The sequence below is a fragment of the Pseudanabaena sp. lw0831 genome, assembly GCF_016584665.1.
GTDB lineage: Bacteria > Cyanobacteriota > Cyanobacteriia > Pseudanabaenales > Pseudanabaenaceae > Pseudanabaena.
In genome coordinates, this window is sequence record NZ_BBJB01000115.1 from 19,031 (window position 1) to 34,583 (window position 15,553).

The 15,553-nt window shown below is 41.1% G+C and carries 20 protein-coding genes; 10 read left to right on the plus strand and 10 right to left on the minus strand.

The genetic code is table 11. The features are described 5' to 3' along the window. Window positions 1-421 precede the first annotated feature (421 nt). Complete coding sequence (locus tag APA_RS23655) at window positions 422-1,597, minus strand: LL-diaminopimelate aminotransferase (RefSeq protein WP_201324678.1); 1,176 nt, start codon at window positions 1,595-1,597, stop codon at window positions 422-424. Window positions 1,598-1,964: 367 nt separating this feature from the next. Between APA_RS23655 and APA_RS23660 the strand changes: the two genes are divergently transcribed. Next, window positions 1,965-2,318 carry an iron-sulfur cluster assembly accessory protein gene (locus APA_RS23660; RefSeq protein ID WP_103669143.1) on the plus strand — a complete coding sequence of 118 codons (354 nt, stop codon included), beginning with the start codon at window positions 1,965-1,967 and terminating at the stop codon, window positions 2,316-2,318. A 94-nt stretch (window positions 2,319-2,412) separates the two neighbouring features. Here the strand turns inward: APA_RS23660 and APA_RS23665 are convergent, their stop codons facing one another. Both APA_RS23665 and APA_RS23670 read right to left on the minus strand, forming a co-directional pair. Next, entirely contained in the window at window positions 2,413-2,811 is a 399-nt protein-coding gene (locus tag APA_RS23665) for a GFA family protein (RefSeq protein WP_201324679.1), read from the minus strand. A gap of 13 nt (window positions 2,812-2,824) precedes the next feature. Continuing rightward, window positions 2,825-3,316: a DUF2059 domain-containing protein gene (locus APA_RS23670; protein WP_201324680.1), complete on the minus strand. Its 492-nt coding sequence runs from the start codon at window positions 3,314-3,316 to the stop codon at window positions 2,825-2,827. A 177-nt stretch (window positions 3,317-3,493) separates the two neighbouring features. Here APA_RS23670 and APA_RS23675 point away from each other — a divergent pair, with 177 nt between their 5' ends. Continuing rightward, window positions 3,494-5,143: an ABC transporter substrate-binding protein gene (locus APA_RS23675; RefSeq protein ID WP_201324681.1), complete on the plus strand. Its 1,650-nt coding sequence runs from the start codon at window positions 3,494-3,496 to the stop codon at window positions 5,141-5,143. A gap of 95 nt (window positions 5,144-5,238) precedes the next feature. On the opposite strand, the gene APA_RS23680 is transcribed toward APA_RS23675, so the two are convergent. Both APA_RS23680 and APA_RS23685 read right to left on the minus strand, forming a co-directional pair. Further along, window positions 5,239-5,691 (minus strand): hypothetical protein, encoded by a 453-nt coding sequence (locus APA_RS23680; protein ID WP_201324682.1) that lies wholly within the window; start codon window positions 5,689-5,691, stop codon window positions 5,239-5,241. Beyond that, complete coding sequence (locus APA_RS23685) at window positions 5,688-6,179, minus strand: hypothetical protein (RefSeq protein WP_201324683.1); 492 nt, start codon at window positions 6,177-6,179, stop codon at window positions 5,688-5,690. The genes APA_RS23680 and APA_RS23685 overlap by 4 nt, the downstream gene beginning before the upstream one ends. A 287-nt stretch (window positions 6,180-6,466) precedes the next feature. Between APA_RS23685 and APA_RS23690 the strand changes: the two genes are divergently transcribed. The 5 genes from APA_RS23690 to APA_RS23710 all read left to right on the plus strand — a co-directional run bounded on the left by APA_RS23690 (window position 6,467) and on the right by APA_RS23710 (window position 10,469). Next, window positions 6,467-6,784 (plus strand): hypothetical protein, encoded by a 318-nt coding sequence (locus APA_RS23690; RefSeq protein ID WP_201324684.1) that lies wholly within the window; start codon window positions 6,467-6,469, stop codon window positions 6,782-6,784. Window positions 6,785-6,861: 77 nt separating this feature from the next. After that, complete coding sequence (locus APA_RS23695) at window positions 6,862-8,385, plus strand: AAA family ATPase (RefSeq protein ID WP_201324685.1); 1,524 nt, start codon at window positions 6,862-6,864, stop codon at window positions 8,383-8,385. Between the two features lie 174 nt (window positions 8,386-8,559). Next, on the plus strand, window positions 8,560-8,910 hold the full coding sequence (locus APA_RS23700; protein ID WP_103668677.1) for a DUF1257 domain-containing protein: 351 nt from the start codon (window positions 8,560-8,562) through the stop codon (window positions 8,908-8,910). Between the two features lie 151 nt (window positions 8,911-9,061). Beyond that, a complete protein-coding gene (locus APA_RS23705; RefSeq protein WP_201324686.1) occupies window positions 9,062-9,709 on the plus strand; it encodes a Uma2 family endonuclease in 648 nt (215 codons plus the stop codon). 73 nt (window positions 9,710-9,782) lie between these two features. Continuing rightward, on the plus strand, window positions 9,783-10,469 hold the full coding sequence (locus APA_RS23710; protein WP_201324687.1) for a hypothetical protein: 687 nt from the start codon (window positions 9,783-9,785) through the stop codon (window positions 10,467-10,469). Between the two features lie 57 nt (window positions 10,470-10,526). On the opposite strand, the gene APA_RS23715 is transcribed toward APA_RS23710, so the two are convergent. Then, a complete protein-coding gene (locus APA_RS23715; protein ID WP_201324688.1) occupies window positions 10,527-11,171 on the minus strand; it encodes a 4'-phosphopantetheinyl transferase superfamily protein in 645 nt (214 codons plus the stop codon). Window positions 11,172-11,355: 184 nt separating this feature from the next. On the opposite strand from APA_RS23715, the gene APA_RS23720 reads away from it, so the two are divergent. Continuing rightward, on the plus strand, window positions 11,356-11,664 hold the full coding sequence (locus APA_RS23720) for a hypothetical protein (RefSeq protein WP_201324689.1): 309 nt from the start codon (window positions 11,356-11,358) through the stop codon (window positions 11,662-11,664). 37 nt (window positions 11,665-11,701) lie between these two features. On the opposite strand, the gene APA_RS23725 is transcribed toward APA_RS23720, so the two are convergent. Further along, complete coding sequence (locus APA_RS23725; protein WP_201324690.1) at window positions 11,702-11,977, minus strand: MoaD/ThiS family protein; 276 nt, start codon at window positions 11,975-11,977, stop codon at window positions 11,702-11,704. 211 nt (window positions 11,978-12,188) lie between these two features. Then, entirely contained in the window at window positions 12,189-12,650 is a 462-nt protein-coding gene (locus tag APA_RS23730) for a hypothetical protein (protein WP_236580019.1), read from the minus strand. Window positions 12,651-12,756: 106 nt separating this feature from the next. Between APA_RS23730 and APA_RS23735 the strand changes: the two genes are divergently transcribed. Both APA_RS23735 and APA_RS23740 read left to right on the plus strand, forming a co-directional pair. Then, entirely contained in the window at window positions 12,757-12,894 is a 138-nt protein-coding gene (locus APA_RS23735; protein WP_103668670.1) for a photosystem II reaction center protein K, read from the plus strand. A gap of 298 nt (window positions 12,895-13,192) precedes the next feature. Continuing rightward, a complete protein-coding gene (locus APA_RS23740) occupies window positions 13,193-13,432 on the plus strand; it encodes a hypothetical protein (RefSeq protein WP_201324691.1) in 240 nt (79 codons plus the stop codon). Between the two features lie 29 nt (window positions 13,433-13,461). Here the strand turns inward: APA_RS23740 and APA_RS23745 are convergent, their stop codons facing one another. Both APA_RS23745 and sppA read right to left on the minus strand, forming a co-directional pair. Next, window positions 13,462-14,460: a 2OG-Fe(II) oxygenase gene (locus tag APA_RS23745; protein WP_201324692.1), complete on the minus strand. Its 999-nt coding sequence runs from the start codon at window positions 14,458-14,460 to the stop codon at window positions 13,462-13,464. A 57-nt stretch (window positions 14,461-14,517) separates the two neighbouring features. Further along, the gene (gene sppA, locus APA_RS23750) at window positions 14,518-15,528 is read right to left on the minus strand and encodes a signal peptide peptidase SppA (protein WP_201324693.1); all 1,011 of its coding nucleotides are present in this window, start codon (window positions 15,526-15,528) and stop codon (window positions 14,518-14,520) included. Window positions 15,529-15,553: the final 25 nt, after the last annotated feature.

Consider the following 15,553-nt stretch of genomic DNA (forward strand, 5'->3'; position numbering starts at 1 on the left):
GCGTTCTAAAATTCAGATCGCAACTTAGTTGGATACATTCATTTTGTTGTTGCAAACCATAGCTTAGCAACAGCATAAATGTGATTTCAACAAATAGCGATTTTCATCAGCAAATCTTAAACCTATAGCAGTAAGCGTTCTATTCTAGACTCTTGTAAGCTTTAATGATTTCTTTGTATACAAAGTTTAAGCTAATCTTAACAAACAAAGCCTACAAAAGTAGAGTTGATACTTCACTTTTACTAATTCTAATTATAAAAGTCAGTTTTGTAGAAATGCTATCATCGCTAGCCTTTATTTCTAGCAGTTATCAAGCAAACGAACCACAATAAATTTTTGAAAGTGCAGCTAGGCATAACTTTCAAAAATTTATTGGTTCGAGTTTGAGCGCAAAGCGCTGTAAAACTAACTTTTATGATTTTCACAATGAGAGTTGCAAAAATGTACCAATTTTTGCAGCAGCTTCTTGTAAAACTTCAGGTGGATGCACCAGTGCAAATCTTACATAGCCTTCGCCATGTTTACCAAATCCCGCCCCAGGGGCAAGGGCGATACCAGTCGATTTAATCAAGTCTAGACAAAATCCAACTGAATTATGTGTATAGCGTTCAGGCAACTTTGCCCAGAGATACATTGTTGCCTTAGGCTTGGAGATTTTCCAGCCGATCGATTGCAGTGATTTGATCAATACATCTCGTCGCTTTTGAAATGTGGCAACTACTCGATCAATCGGTGCGCGATCGCCTGATAAAGCTTTGATCGCACCGCGCATGATCCCTTGGTATTGATTGAAGTCTACAGCGGCTTTAATTTGACGTAGGGCTTTAATTAGTTCGCGATTGCCAACTGCAAACCCAACCCGAAAGCCCCCCATATTGTAGGACTTAGACATGGTAAAAAATTCGATACTGACACTGCGATCGCAATCAGCTTGTAAAACCGAAGGTGGCTTTGAGCCATCAAATACTAAGTCGAGATAAGGGAAGTCATGGACTAGTGCCAGATTATGCTGCTGACAAAACTTGACGGCGGATTGAAAAAATTCTAACGTGGCTGTTGCTGTAGTGGGATTGTGAGGGTAACTCAACACCATCATTTTTGATTGAGCTAAAACTGTTTCGGGAATATCTGCAAAGACTGGTAAAAAGTTGTTTTCTGCCAATAGTGGCATTCCATATACTTGCCCCCCAGCCAAATGAATGCCGCCATAGTGAGATGGATATCCAGGATCTTGCAAGAGGGCAAAATCATTAGGATTGAGTAAGGCAAGCGGTAAATGAGCTGTGCCTTCCTGTGAGCCAATTAACGCTAATACTTCTGTCTCAGGATCAACTTGTATATCAAATCGCTGCTGCATCCATGCTGCCACCGCCTCCCGAAAGTCCATAGTGCTACCAAATAGCGAATAGCCGTGAGTACTAGTATCTTTGAGAGCCTCGGCGATCGCTTCGAGAATAAATGCATCAGTTGGCAAATCAGACGAACCAAGCGAAAGGTCAATTACCTTCATTCCAGATGCTTTGACCTGACTTTTGGCAATGTCCATATCGGCAAATACGTTGGACTGTAAAGGCTGGAGGCGATCGGCAAATTGCATAAAACTAAGCAAGTATATATAAAATAGGATGTGTAGCACTTCACACTACACATCCTATTTTCACCTGAACTAGCGTTAACATAGAGTCAGTTGTTGAATTATCGAAAGAAAAATCATGGTCTGCTGTAAAACAAAATCCAACCTAGCTAAGGCTGTAAAATTACATCGCAATTTTCATTTCAAAACTGGATTGCTTCTAGATCAAGGTGTGCGTCTTTTCGGCGTACATAAATGCTTTCTTACCAAACCATTTTATAAAGCCGTCAAAGTAGCTGGCTACACCAATGTTTCCCTAGCGAGTATTGCGCTTGTCTTGTTAGAAGACTAATATTGCTTTTAGAACAATTCTTATATAGGAAAATTTCGCATGATCACATTGACTGACGCAGCGATCGCTCGCGTAAGAAATCTTCAAAGCCAACGCGCCACTTCTGCGCCTTTGCGTTTAGGCATTAAGCAAGGTGGTTGCTCTGGTTTATCTTATTTGATGGACTTTGTTGACCAACTTGAATCTGACGACAATCAGTATGAATATAACGGTGTACAAATCGTTATTAACAATAGCAATTTACCTCAGTTACAAGGACTAGAACTCGACTACACCGAGGATCTTATGGGTGGTGGATTCCGTTTCCGTAATCCTAATGCCAGCAAGTCTTGTAGTTGCGGTACTTCTTTTGCCACTCCTAAAGAAATAGGTGCACCTGTAGCTTGTAGCTAATCTCAAAAAAGAAGCCTCGCAGTGCGAGGCTTCTTTTTTGAGATTTGTATTGCAATAATAGGCGGCGCTTTGCGCCGCCTATTATTGCAAGTTTTTATGAGGTAATCTGCTGAATATTATCTTCCCAATGTTTGCCGTCAAAAGGCGTAATCGTAAATTGTTCCATTGCTGCACCATCGAGGCAACGAACATTGACATCGTAATCATCAGGATGCGATCGCGGACGATAAAAAGGATGAATGCCGCAAGTTTTGCAAAAATGATGCTTAGCAATCCCTGTGTTAAAAGTGTAAGTCGATAGATTCTCTGCACCCTGCAATAGCTCAAAATCTTCGGGAGGAACGATCAAATGCAAAATTCCTTTCTTTTGACAGATCGAGCAATTGCAAGCGATCGCTTCATATTTTCTCACCTTCACCTGAAAGCGGACGGCTCCACAATGACAGCCACCAAAGATATTCGTATTTGAGTTGGAATCAGTTAATAGAGACATAAATTCTATACAACTAATTCAATAAATTGGGCGGTATATTTATTTTGCCTGAATTATAATCATCCCATGCTTGAAAAAGTAATCTCGCTCGCTTTGTACCTGTCTCTTCATAGGCTTGAATTTCAGTTCTCAGCAACTTTTTCATCAATGGGCGCTTTGCTAATTCCATCAATTCCTTTAGTTCCATTTCCGAAAAGTTAGCTTCTAAACGTGCCACATACTGAGATTCCACATATCTCCATCCTGCCACTTGTGCCAGAGTCTTTTGCATCCATTCACTAACCTTGGTTCTAGTACCCGTACCGTAAGCAAGATCGACACTATTCCAAAAATACAAGTCATATTGCTTGCCAATACCTAGCTCAACTAGGAGTTCTCTAGCTAATTGTTTCTTAGATTTTGTAGTAACTGTGATTGGCGCAGTTACATCTTGTTCAGCGTAGGCGATCGCAGGATATGCAAAAAGACACATGCAAGTAACTAATATCAAACTAGATTTTTTCATACTCTCTTCCCTGTGAATAATTAGTGGTGCGAGGCTTTGCCTCGCACCACTAATTATTCATCTTACAATACCTATTTTTTTTCCTGATTCAAACATTACATCGATCCGACATTGTGGGAAGATTTAGCAGTAAGAAATCCAGTTATGTTTTCGGCTAATAAATCAATAAGTAGATCAATGAGATATTCGCTGCGTCGCTTTGTGGCTTGGTTTGCGATCGCCATCATCACAATCACCACATTATTTGCCTGTACAAATGGCAAAATCATCAATAACGGGAAACTGGGGATTAGCGATCGCACTGATGAGCGCATCGTTTTGGGCACAACCAGCAAAATTCGCACGCTCGATCCTGCCGATGCCAACGAATTTTTTATCAGCAATATTTTTTACAACACGCTCGAACGTCTTTACACTTACAAAGAAGGTTCAAACGAGATCATTCCACAACTGGCGGCAGATATGCCTAAGGTTAGTGAAGATGGCTTAATCTATACAGTGCCAGTGCGAACAGGGATCAAATTTCACGATCGCACCAATTTTAATGCCTATACAATGAAATTTGCCTTAGACCGCTTCATGAATTCTAAAGGCGCACCAGCATATATCTTGACCGATGTGATCGAAGCCATTTCTGTATCAAATGAAACTGAACTGATTTTTAAGCTCAAACAACCTTTACAATTTTTCCCCAAGTTCTTAGCATTTACTGGAGCCGCCGCAATATCTCCGCAAGTTTATAAACATATTAAAGATGAAAAGACAGGCAAGCTATTATTCTTGCCTGATAAATTAGTTGGCACTGGTCCCTATCAAGTTACACAGTTTGTCGAAGGTAGCTACTTACGCTTAGATACATTTCCAGATTATTGGGGTAAAAAACCTGTCAATAAAGGGATTGATATTCAGTTTTTCTCTTCTAATTCCAACTTGTTGAACGCATTTAAAACTGGTGCTGTTGATATAGCTTTTCAAACGCTCACGCCAACCCAAGTCAAGAATGTAGAGACCAATGCTAAACAAAATGGTTGGACAATCGCCTCAGGTCAAGGTGCAACCATCCTATATATGGTATTAAATACGCAGCAAGTACCACTCAATGACGTGCGCGTGCGCCAAGCTTTAGCAGCCGCGATCGATCGCCCTCTGTTGGAATCGCGTATATTTTTTAACCAACGTGCTCCCCTATATAGCCTAATCCCTAGCGCTTTTGCAGATTCCAAACCCGTATTCGAGCAAAAATATGGTGATGGCAACGGTAAACTAGCGCGGCAATTGCTAGAGTCGGCAGGATATTCCGACGATAAACCCGCTCAAATTACAATTTGGTATTCACCAAAATATGGCGGTAACGGCGACCTCATCGCCAGCACTCTGCGGGCCTCAATTCAAAAAAATGTCGGCAAAATTTTGCAGATCAAAACTGAGCGCGTTGAAAATACTGTTGGTTTTGCTTTCATTGATAAAGGCGTATATCCCGCCTATTTACTTGATTGGGTTCCCGATATTCTTGACCCCGATAATTACATCAAGCCATTTTTAGAATGTGAAGAAGCAAATGGCGATCGCTGCACAAAGGGTAGTAGTCAGTTTCAAGGGTCATTTTATAACAACCCAGAAATGAATGAGTTGATTGCTAAACAGCGTAAAGAACGTGACGTAGTTAAGCGATCGCAAATACTCCAAAAAATCCAAGAACTTTTAGCTGAGGATGTGCCATTTATTCCGCTCTGGCAAAACAAAGAATACGCCTTTGCTCAAAAAGGGTTACAGGGAGTCAAAATCGAACCAAACCAACAACTTCCCTACTGGAACATTTCCAAATAATCAAAAGGAGCGCTTTGCGCTCCTTTTGATTATTTGCTCTATAAATGGTTGCTCTCGCGTAGCGAGAGCAACCATTTATAGCTTTTAGCGTTATTTTACTGGCTTGTTTCGCTAATCGTTAGACGATAAGAAGCGCGATCTCCATCAGGTGTACTGATCCAGATCTCATAGTTCCCCGCAACCCAAGCGCCCGAAAGCTCAGGGCTTCCACCACTGCGACAATAAATTCCATCAGGTCCCTTAACGAGTAGAGACAAATTTTGATCGCCTGAAACCTTCAAGGCTAAAAAACCAAAATCTTTCTGCACTGTCAAACTATGGTTTGGGGTTTGCTGCGTCAATCCTTGGCATTGTCCATTAGCTTTACTGGTAGCAATAGATGCCAAAGGAATATCTCCACCTGATTTACCAACATAGACTTGAGGATCAGGTGTGAATTTAGGAGAGATTGGCTTTAGTGCTTCTTGGCTCATCGCTGGAGCAACTAATAGTAATGTCTGGGCTAGAGCTAATCCTGTTAAAGCGATCGACAGTTTCAAGAGTTTCATTTTTGACGTATTTCACTCAAAGACAGCATATAGCGAAAAGATTGATTAATATTTTTAGAACCAACCCAAACTTGGTAGTTACCTTTAGGCATACGGCGATTAGCTTGTGGATTGCGTCCACCTGACTCATCGTCAGCACAGATGATGATGCCATTTGGTCCCTTAATCAACATGGTCGGATCATCATTAATATTACTGGAATAAACCAAAAGATCCAGCAGAGGAAAAGTTTCGGTCAACGTAATCGTATGATTTGGCTCTGCATTAGCAAAACCACGACAATTATCAGAAATTCCAGCAATACTTGCAATACTGACATTGCCACCGCCAGATCCCGCTAAAGTTGCTGGATCTGGTCGAAAATTTCTCCCCAACGAAACGGCGCTTTGAGCAAAACTAGGCGCAGCGATCGCTAAAGCCGCAATAGTTGTAAAGGTTCCCCAACCTAGCTTAAGTACATTGGAATGACTAATTTTAGAAATGTTCATACCTGACTCCATGTGAGATGCACTAACTTTGATGCATTATTCGGGTTTTATATTTGTTTAGACATCATGACCAAGTAGCTCCTAATTTTGTTCCTAAAACTCCAAAAAGGCAATGGCGGCGCGAAGTGCCGCCATTGCCTTTTTGGAGTTTTAGATTTGAGGACAGTCACAGGCATTTTGTAAAGAAATGTTAATTTATTGCCGTCATAGCAGTATAACACCTTGACAGCTTAAGATTCGACCTGTAACTTAATTACATACCCGGGTATTCACTGCTCTTAACCATTATGCAAGACAAGCAAAAGGTAACTTTTTATCTCCCCGAACGGCTACATCAACAGCTTAAGATTCGTTCTGCTATTGATGGTGATTCGATGTCAGATTTAGCAGAAAAAGCTATCAGCTTCTATCTAGCACATCCTGATATAGTCGAATCTTCAGGTATCGGTCATACCCATCAAACTTACAACTGTCCGAACTGCTCGCAAACAGTTGTTATTCGTGAGGGTGAACTGCTAGCGATTGGGGGCAATCGAACACAATCTCTCCCTGTTACTGTTGGCAAAGCTGACAGTCCAGATGAAGAGTTAGTTTCAATTAGTTAGATTAGTCCAACTGCACTTCCTAGAAATTTTTTCTGTAGACAAGGTGAGGACAGAGGCGTAAACCTCGGTATTACTATATGCAAGAGCAACTTAGCATTTTAATTCAAGCCCAATATCCCTTGATCTACCTCAATACACCAGAGGAAGAAAGAGCAGAAAGGGCAATATCAAACATTGCTCAACTTAAGCCAGTCCGCCGCATGTTCACTTGGACTGTGACCCACGGAATAGTTGAGTATGGTCAAACTACAGGAGCAGTACAACACAATACTGAATCTGCTGAAGCGGCTCTGAAATGGATTACTCGTGCCGATCAGAAAGACCCTGCAATATACATTTTTAAAGACGCACATCCTTTCTTTGATCATCCAGTTATTGTCCGTTGTCTGCGCGATGCAGTTGCCAATTTCAAAGGCAGTCAGAAAACAATTATTTTGATGTCTCCAATCCAAGTAATCCCAGTTGAGCTAGAAAAAGAAATCGTCGTCCTCGATTTTCCTTTACCAGATATGAAGGCGATCGAAGAAGTTCTAGATCAACAACTTGGACAGGTTCGCACTAAAAAAGTATCAGCTGAAACTCGCGAAAAACTAGTCAGAGCGACTTTGGGATTAACCCAAGATGAAGCTGAAAAAGTCTATCGTAAAGCCCAAGTTACCAACGGCAAGTTGACCGAAGAAGAAGTTGACATTGTCCTATCAGAAAAGCAGCAATTAATTCGTCGTAACGGTATTCTTGAATATATTGAAGATGAAGAAGACTTAGATGCTGTAGGGGGGCTCGAAGAACTAAAGCATTGGTTGCAACAGCGCTCAAATGCTTTTAGCCAGAGAGCTAGAAATTATGGCTTGCCGCAACCTAAAGGGATGCTAATTCTGGGTGTACCTGGTTGTGGAAAATCTCTAATTGCTAAGACCACTGCAAGACTTTGGTCATTACCTTTGATACGTCTCGATATGGGGCGGGTCTATGATGGCTCAACTGTTGGCAAGTCTGAGGCAAATTTACGCAACGCCCTCAAAGTTGCTGAGTCAATTTCACCGATGATTTTATTTATCGATGAACTGGATAAAGCCTTTGCTGGCGGAGCAGGTTCTGCTGATTCCGATGGTGGCACATCATCGCGCATCTTTGGTACATTCCTGACATGGATGCAGGAGAAGAAATCGCCTGTATTCGTAATGGCAACTGCTAACCGTATCGAAAAGTTACCAGGGGAATTTCTCCGCAAGGGACGTTTTGACGAGCTTTTCTTTGTTGATTTGCCTAACGGTGAAGAACGCAGAGATATCTTTAAAATCCATCTGTGCAAGCGTCGCCCAGATGTTGAAAAATTAGAAAGATTCGATTTTGAACAACTATCAAAAGTAAGCGATGGTTTTTCGGGGGCGGAAATCGAGCAGGCGGTAATTGCTGCCATGTATGAAGCTTTTGCCCAAGATCGGGAGTTTACACAGCTAGATATCATTTCGGCTGTGAAATCGACAACTCCCCTCTCACGCACGATGACTGAGCAGGTTGCTGCTTTGCGTGACTGGGCAAGAATGCGGGCTAGACCCGCCGCTACTTCAGTCGCTGAATACCAGCGTATGGAGTTTTAAAAAGCTTATTCTGCTGTTTTTGCAGGCAGCAGAGGTAAGGCTAGACTCTAAAGATATCTTATTAAAAGATCTTTAGGCTAGCAGCTAACATAGGAGTAAGAACCACCAGTACTCTTATGTCTCACGTTCTGGTTAACAATTGCGTTCACAATTATTCACAGGAGCAAAACTATTATGTCTCATTTCAGCACTCTTCGCACAAAAATTACTGATGCCGAAGTCCTCAAGTCGTCTTTGCGCGATCTGGGTATCAGTGTTAACACTGAAGCCGATGTTCGTGGATACAACAGCCAACGCATTCGTGCTGACATCGTGGCAACTCTAGAAGGTGATTATGATTTGGGCTGGTCGCGTAATGCCGACGGTTCGTTTGATCTAATTGCTGATCTTTGGGGTGTTGCCAAGAAGCACAATCAGACTGAGTTGATCAACTCGATCAATCAGAAATATGCTGTGAACAAGGCTTTGACTGAAGTGAAGCGTCCTGGTCTAAGCAATGCCAATGTCAAACTCGTTTTGCAGTAAGGTGCCGAATCTTGCGAGTTAATTATGCAAATTAACAGGCTAGTCATCCTCGACTAGCCTGTTTTTTCATTGATAAAATAAAGGAGCGCTTTGCGCTCCTTTATTTGCTTCATCAAATTCCATAATTTCTATACATTGTGAGGGCTAAACAATGATTGTGGCAATAAAATCTAAACAACAGTGGCAGCAAGCAACTTGGGATGATTATGTGGCGCTGCGTGATGATGATAAAAGCGATCGCTGTAAATTATTTTTTGATAATCAACATTTGTGGGTAGAAATGGGTGCAGAAGGAATTAATCACGCTAAATTTGGCGATTTGTTTCCCATGATTATCGCTTTTTGGGCAATAAAATTTCCTGACATCAAATTAAGTACCTTTGGTGGATGCCAGATGGAAAAAAAAGGCAAGCGGGCTATAGCTCCCGATATTGTTTTGTATGTTGGTGATGATTCGCCAACTTGGAAGACTGGACAGTCAAGATTTATTGATTTAGAACAGTGGCGATCGCCTGATCTTGTTGGTGAAATTTCGGATACGACTTTGGCGATCGATTTAGATGAAAAAAAGCGGCTCTACGCAAATTTGGGAATATCTGAATACTGGGTAATTGATGTGAGAGCCTATCGAATATTTGCATTTAGATTAGATGAAGAAGGGATTTATGAGGAGTGTGAGGTCTCTCAAGTCTTGCCAAATTTGGTGATCTCTTTATTGGAGAAAACGATGGAATTACTAGATACAAAAACTAATACTGAAGCAGCAATCTGGTTTTCAAAGCAAATCCAAGATTTATGATGGCTGAGGATCTTCACATTTCTCGCTTTTAAATGTAATATATGGATACATAATTTGAGCTAAAGTCGCCACGATGGAAATTGCGATCTCCCTCTTGCAGCATTACAGTTTTGATCTTGGTGGCTATACCATCAAAGATTTGACTCGTGCATGGAGTAGTTTTAAACCTGAATGGGTACGCCAAGCCGTAATCGAATCGTTATTTCAGGGAAGATATAAAGCAGTTTCGGTAAATCAAATTTTGCATCTATGGGAACGTAAAGGCGAACCAAATTGCCGTTACAACCATGAATTTGAGCGCTTGGTGTGCGGTGATGTTGCTGTGATTTATGAAGATCGAATTTTTTACACTCCTCCTCGTACTTCTACTCGCGAAGCTGCGATCGCAGAAATTCCTGCATTTGCAACCATCGCAGAATCGAATTTACCACTTCCATTTCCTCGTCGTCCAATGCTTGGGACTGCTAAGATTCCTCAAGTTGCACCTCAAGTTAATCCAGTTGCTCAACCTAAACCTCAAAGATACCCTAGTCGTCTAACTACAGCTTCGGGAACGACAGCCGCCGCAAAAGTTTACCCTACCAACTCTAATACAGCGTATTCCGAAGTCTATCAATCTGCCTACGAAAATATGACTTTGCTTGCTGAATCTTCAATGTTTGTTGATAAGCTGAGAGCAATGTGTAGCGATCGCCTAGTTCTTCCAGTTCCTGAGATTAGTTCTAATCTCAATAGGGGAGAAGTTCTGAATGAGAATTAGATTCTGTTCAATCAAGTTTAGTGCTCCACACTATCAATTATCAACGCTTGCACTTATCTACGCGACACACAAGGCGGCAGCGTAGTTTGAATCTATATTTAATTCTGAGTCTAGTAGTTTTAGAGTCAATTCTTTAATTTGCAAGGTCTTGCCCATAGGCATCTCTAGTAATGACGATACATCCACATAGTCAAGGATATTGGCAATACCTTCTCCTGTTGCTTTGCCATAGGCTTCCTTAAGAGTCCATGCGTGATAAAAAGCTAGGTATTTATCCCGATCGCTTAAGCTTTGAATAATTTTTTGCTCTGAAGGTAAGAAATAGCGCTCAGCAATACTATCAACATCGCACTGAGGATTGATATATTCCAAATCTATTCCCACTTCGCGATCGCTACACACTGCATAGATGGCAAAATCTTGAGAATGCGATAGATTAAAATAAACACAATGACTATTATGAATGTATGGCTTTCCGCGATCGCTATAACTAAACTGAATTTGATTGGGTTCGCAGCCTAGCCTTGGCGCTAGAATCTCCCGTAAGTTCCCCCTTGCGGCGATAAAATTACGTTTGAGATGTTCCCGTTTGAATCGATCGGCACGCGATTGCTCATCCTCCGAAAGAAACTGCCATAGGCGATCGCACTCTGATACAGAGATGTCTAGCCTAGCTTGGTATAGTTGCAAGTCTGATGACATGTGAGAACCCTAAAAAACGACATGATCATGCCCAAATCTAAATAATACAATTCTCAAAATGGCAACGCCATTTTGAGAATCCAAAAACCTTACTGGGTTTGATTTTTTAATTCTCGAAAGTGTGACTACACTTTCGAGAATTGGTATAAAATCTTTGAACTTGAGATGGATTGGAAAAAACTCTATGAACTTGCCCCTAGTTATCGGCGCATTAATAGTCTCTTTACTGCTGTTGTGGTGGTTGCTAAGTGTGATTAAAGCTAGCTTTAAAACTGCATTTTTAGTGGTTGCCGTGATTTTTACAATTCAGGTATTGACTGGCGTTGGCCCCCAGCAAATTTTCGCGCAAGTCGGTCAATGGATGGGTGACTCAATGGGAGGTATAGGGAAATGGCTACAAAATTGGGGTGACAAGGGCAAAGTTGAGCCAGATAGTAAGAAGCAATCATTAGTTTGGATGATGCAAATTGCGATCGCCTTGATAAATTCATAAAACAAAAAGGGATGCAAAGCATCCCTTTTTGTTGGGATTAGCCCCCTGCGATCGCAGGAATGATACTTACTTCATCACCATCATTGAGGGCAGTATTTGCCCCATCGAGAAAGCGGATATCTTCGCTGTTGACATAAAAATTAACAAAGCGGCGAAGATTGCCTTTTTCATCACAAATGCGGGCTTTGATGCCTGGGCAACTAATTTCGAGCGAATCAATAATTGCTTGAACGGAATCACCAGTACACTCGACAGTAGCTTGATTGTTGGTCAATTGTTGGAGTGGAGTGGGAATTAAAACTTTAACAGCCATATTTTTGGATCAATTCAGAGAACTTTAGACTTGGATTTTGCCCATTCATATAGAAGCGGCGTAAAGCGCGGCCTCTATAAATATGTAGCTAGGCGCAAATCCCAAAATCTGTACCGCCCGCGCAGCGGGCGGTACAGATTTTGGATCTGGGTTTTTAATTGGGCCTAGCTACTTAATGAATGGATTTGTATATATTTTAACGCGAGTGCGATTACCGCCTAACTTTGCCTGCAAATCCCGAAGCTTTAAATTGCTTAAGCTCTAAAGGTTCAGGCTGTTCAGCAGGAATCGCAACCATAATTTGAAAGTCGCTATTGCCTGTGGGAATCTCCTCAACTGCACCCAGTCTTGCTCTTTCTGGCATAGCATCATTGCCGTTCGCATCATAGATACGCCCAAAAATATCGGCATTGTACACAACTTTGCCTGAGGGATTGGTTGCATTTCCCTTGATCATGTAGCACTTTGCCGACATCACACCGCCGCCTAGCACCATGTTTTTACCCGCATCGCCAGTACATGGCTCGTAAGTAACATTAGTCAGCTTTATTTGCACATTTGCCCAAGCAGGTGCGCTAAGAGCCAAGGTACAAATACATAGCAGGAGAGACAAGAAGGTAGCCTTGCAAACCTGTAATAATTTTTTGAGATTTTCAGTCTTTGAGATCGCCATAAATAAACCTATTTTATAAAACCTGTGATAAAAAATTTTCAGAAAAAAGAATGGCTTCTTTGACGTGGTAAAATTCATCTTAGCTCTTGAAGGAGGTCTATTTTTAATGCCACTTAGTCTATTGATTGCAACTTTACCTGAAGCGTATAGAATTTTCGATCCACTGGTAAACGTTCTTCCCGTGATTCCTGTATTTTTCTTGCTACTCGCTTTTGTGTGGCAAGCTTCAGTCGGTTTCAAATAGGTTTCAATTTAAGTCTTGACTTAATAAAAAAACTTATAAAAAACTTTTAAGTACATCTTGTACATTCACACTGACTCATTTATAAAACAAAAACGATATAAGCGATCGGGGTAGCGGCAACGTTACCCCGATTGCTTTCTAAGTGTGTGTCGCAAAGCGCCACATACTTACAGTATTTTTCAATCAAAAGAACCAATAAATTTTTGAAAGTGTTGCAAAGCAAAACTTTCAAAAATTTATTGGTTCGGGCTTGAGCGCAAAGCTTTGTAAGTGCTAAAAATATTATTTTTAATAAAATATGGAAATCATCGGACGTTGGACGAACAAATTTTTGATGTTCAATTTGTTCTTAGTATTTTTCTTCTTTGCATGGCTACTAGTTGCTCTCGGCGGCGAAACCCTAAAAATAAATCTTGGCTTGGAGTTATGGCGACAACTATGGGAGCCATTGATTCAACCTGTGCTAGGAATTGTCATGGCTGGTGCGATCGCGAGTGGCATAATCTCCAAAGTTAAACAAAAACTAGCTAAACCTTAACGACCAAGAAGGCGCTTTACTATCAATGGTTAGGTATGTCTTACCCAGCCATTGATAGTAAAGCGGCTATCAGCAAAATATTCTGATGGACAACTGACAGGCAAAACTTCATGCATACAGTGACTAGGAAAAAAGATGATTGTATTATTCGTGGGCTGAATCACTTTGCGGGAGTCTGCAGCAACAGAATAGCCATTTTCGATTTTACTGTCATAGATTACTAACTCGCCACCAGTGAAGGGTTTAGGTTCGCGATAGTAGTAGTAAACATAGGTAAGAACTCTTGTCGCACTGTCTGGACTACCACTGTCATTATGGATTTTGTAATAATTGCCGTGATTATGGGCGGTCATTTGCGACTCAATTTGCCCGATCTCAAAGTTGTTTATAGCTAAGTGGGTGATAATTTGCGGTGTAATTTTTCGTATTAGCTTAACCATTAACTCTGAGAACTCAGGGAAGTGCATAAGATAAAATGAGCGCCGATAGTTGGGATCAGCGGCTGAGTTGGTGGTAGGAATAAATTCAGGTTGTTTACTGATGCTATAGCGTAATAAATCGTTTAGTTGACTTGGTGACAAAAAATCATCAATTAGCGCATAGGGAGATGGGATAACATCTTCATCTGGTGGAATCTTTAAGAGGATTGACTCGCTAGTTGTGGATGGTTTGGGATCTTGAATTACTGGAAGATATGCTGGTATTTGAGCAGAATTATTATTAGTATTTAACAATACATCTAGCTTTTTTCTAATAGCCCAAAAGCCTTTCCCAAATTGACGATCAACTAAAATACATTCAAAGTTTCGCCAAGAAAATCTATAGTCTTGAATTTGAGATGCTACTTTTTTATTCAGTCTTTCAACGAAGCTATCATCAAGACTTAGTAAAATCCTAATTTCATCGGTTGAAATCCAAAAATCCGAATCAGCAATATGTTTTACATTGTCAAGCTGCTGAATTAATTGCTCGACTTGATAATTAGTGTCTTCAGAAATTGGTTTGGATTTCAGATGCTGAGCTTTCATAAATTTAATAGCTACTTTTTTAAGATTTGAGCCATCCAAAATATGGCTCAAACAACTTTAGTTAAACCAGCTTGGCATTAATAAAATCGGTGGATCGTAATTGCCTGCTTGCATATTGTGACCAGTTAGTTTTGAGGTTAGCTGATCAGCGATCGCCCCAGAAATATTTCCTGTACCAGCAATATCAAAAAATGGCAAGGCAATACTAACACTAGTTTGACTGAGTAATTGATCTAAAAGTCTTTCAAAGGAAGCTGGAGATTTACGAATTGGTAATTCGCTTTGCTCAGACAACTTAAATTTTTTTCTGGATAAATCACGTAAATCTACGATCGCTGCATCCAAAGTTCCTAAAGCATCAACCAGTTTATTCTCCTTAGCTTGTTGTCCTGTATAAATCCGTCCGTCCGCAAGCTTGCGCACCACTTCTAAATCTAGTTTGCGCCCCTTAGATACATCGGTAATAAATTCTTGATAGGTACTTTGCAAAAGTTCTTGCAGTAATGCACGCTCTGGATCACCTAGCTCTCGAAATGGCGAAAAAATATCTTTGTAGGGGCCAGTTTTGATCGTTTGCGATTGGATACCCACCCGATCTAGTAATTCTTTGGCATTAAAGCCACTCAAAATTACGCCGATACTACCTGTCAATGTGCCAGCATTGGCATAAATTTTAGTTGCTGAACTTGCTGCATAGTAACCACCACTGGTTGCCTGATCGAGCATACTAACCACAACGGGCTTTTTCGCGCTCAAGTCCTTAACTGCATCGTAGAGTTCTTTGCTTGCGCCAACGGTTCCTCCAGGACTATTAATTGATAGCAATACTCCCTTTACGGAGTCTTCCTCGATCAGTTCGCGGAGGCGATCGCGTACTGCCATTGCTCCTGATGCTGAAGCCCTTGCTCCTGTAATTGCACCATCCAAGGAAACTAGTTCAAGGCGATCGCGATCGAGTACTTTCTTTAAATTTAAAGCCTCATCCATTTGGCGGCGCTGAATACCAAATGTGGCTGAGATAAAGCAAACGGCGACTAAAACGAGAGCAATGATGCGATTGAGTTGCATAGCAAATTTTTCTGGCGGCTGCTTT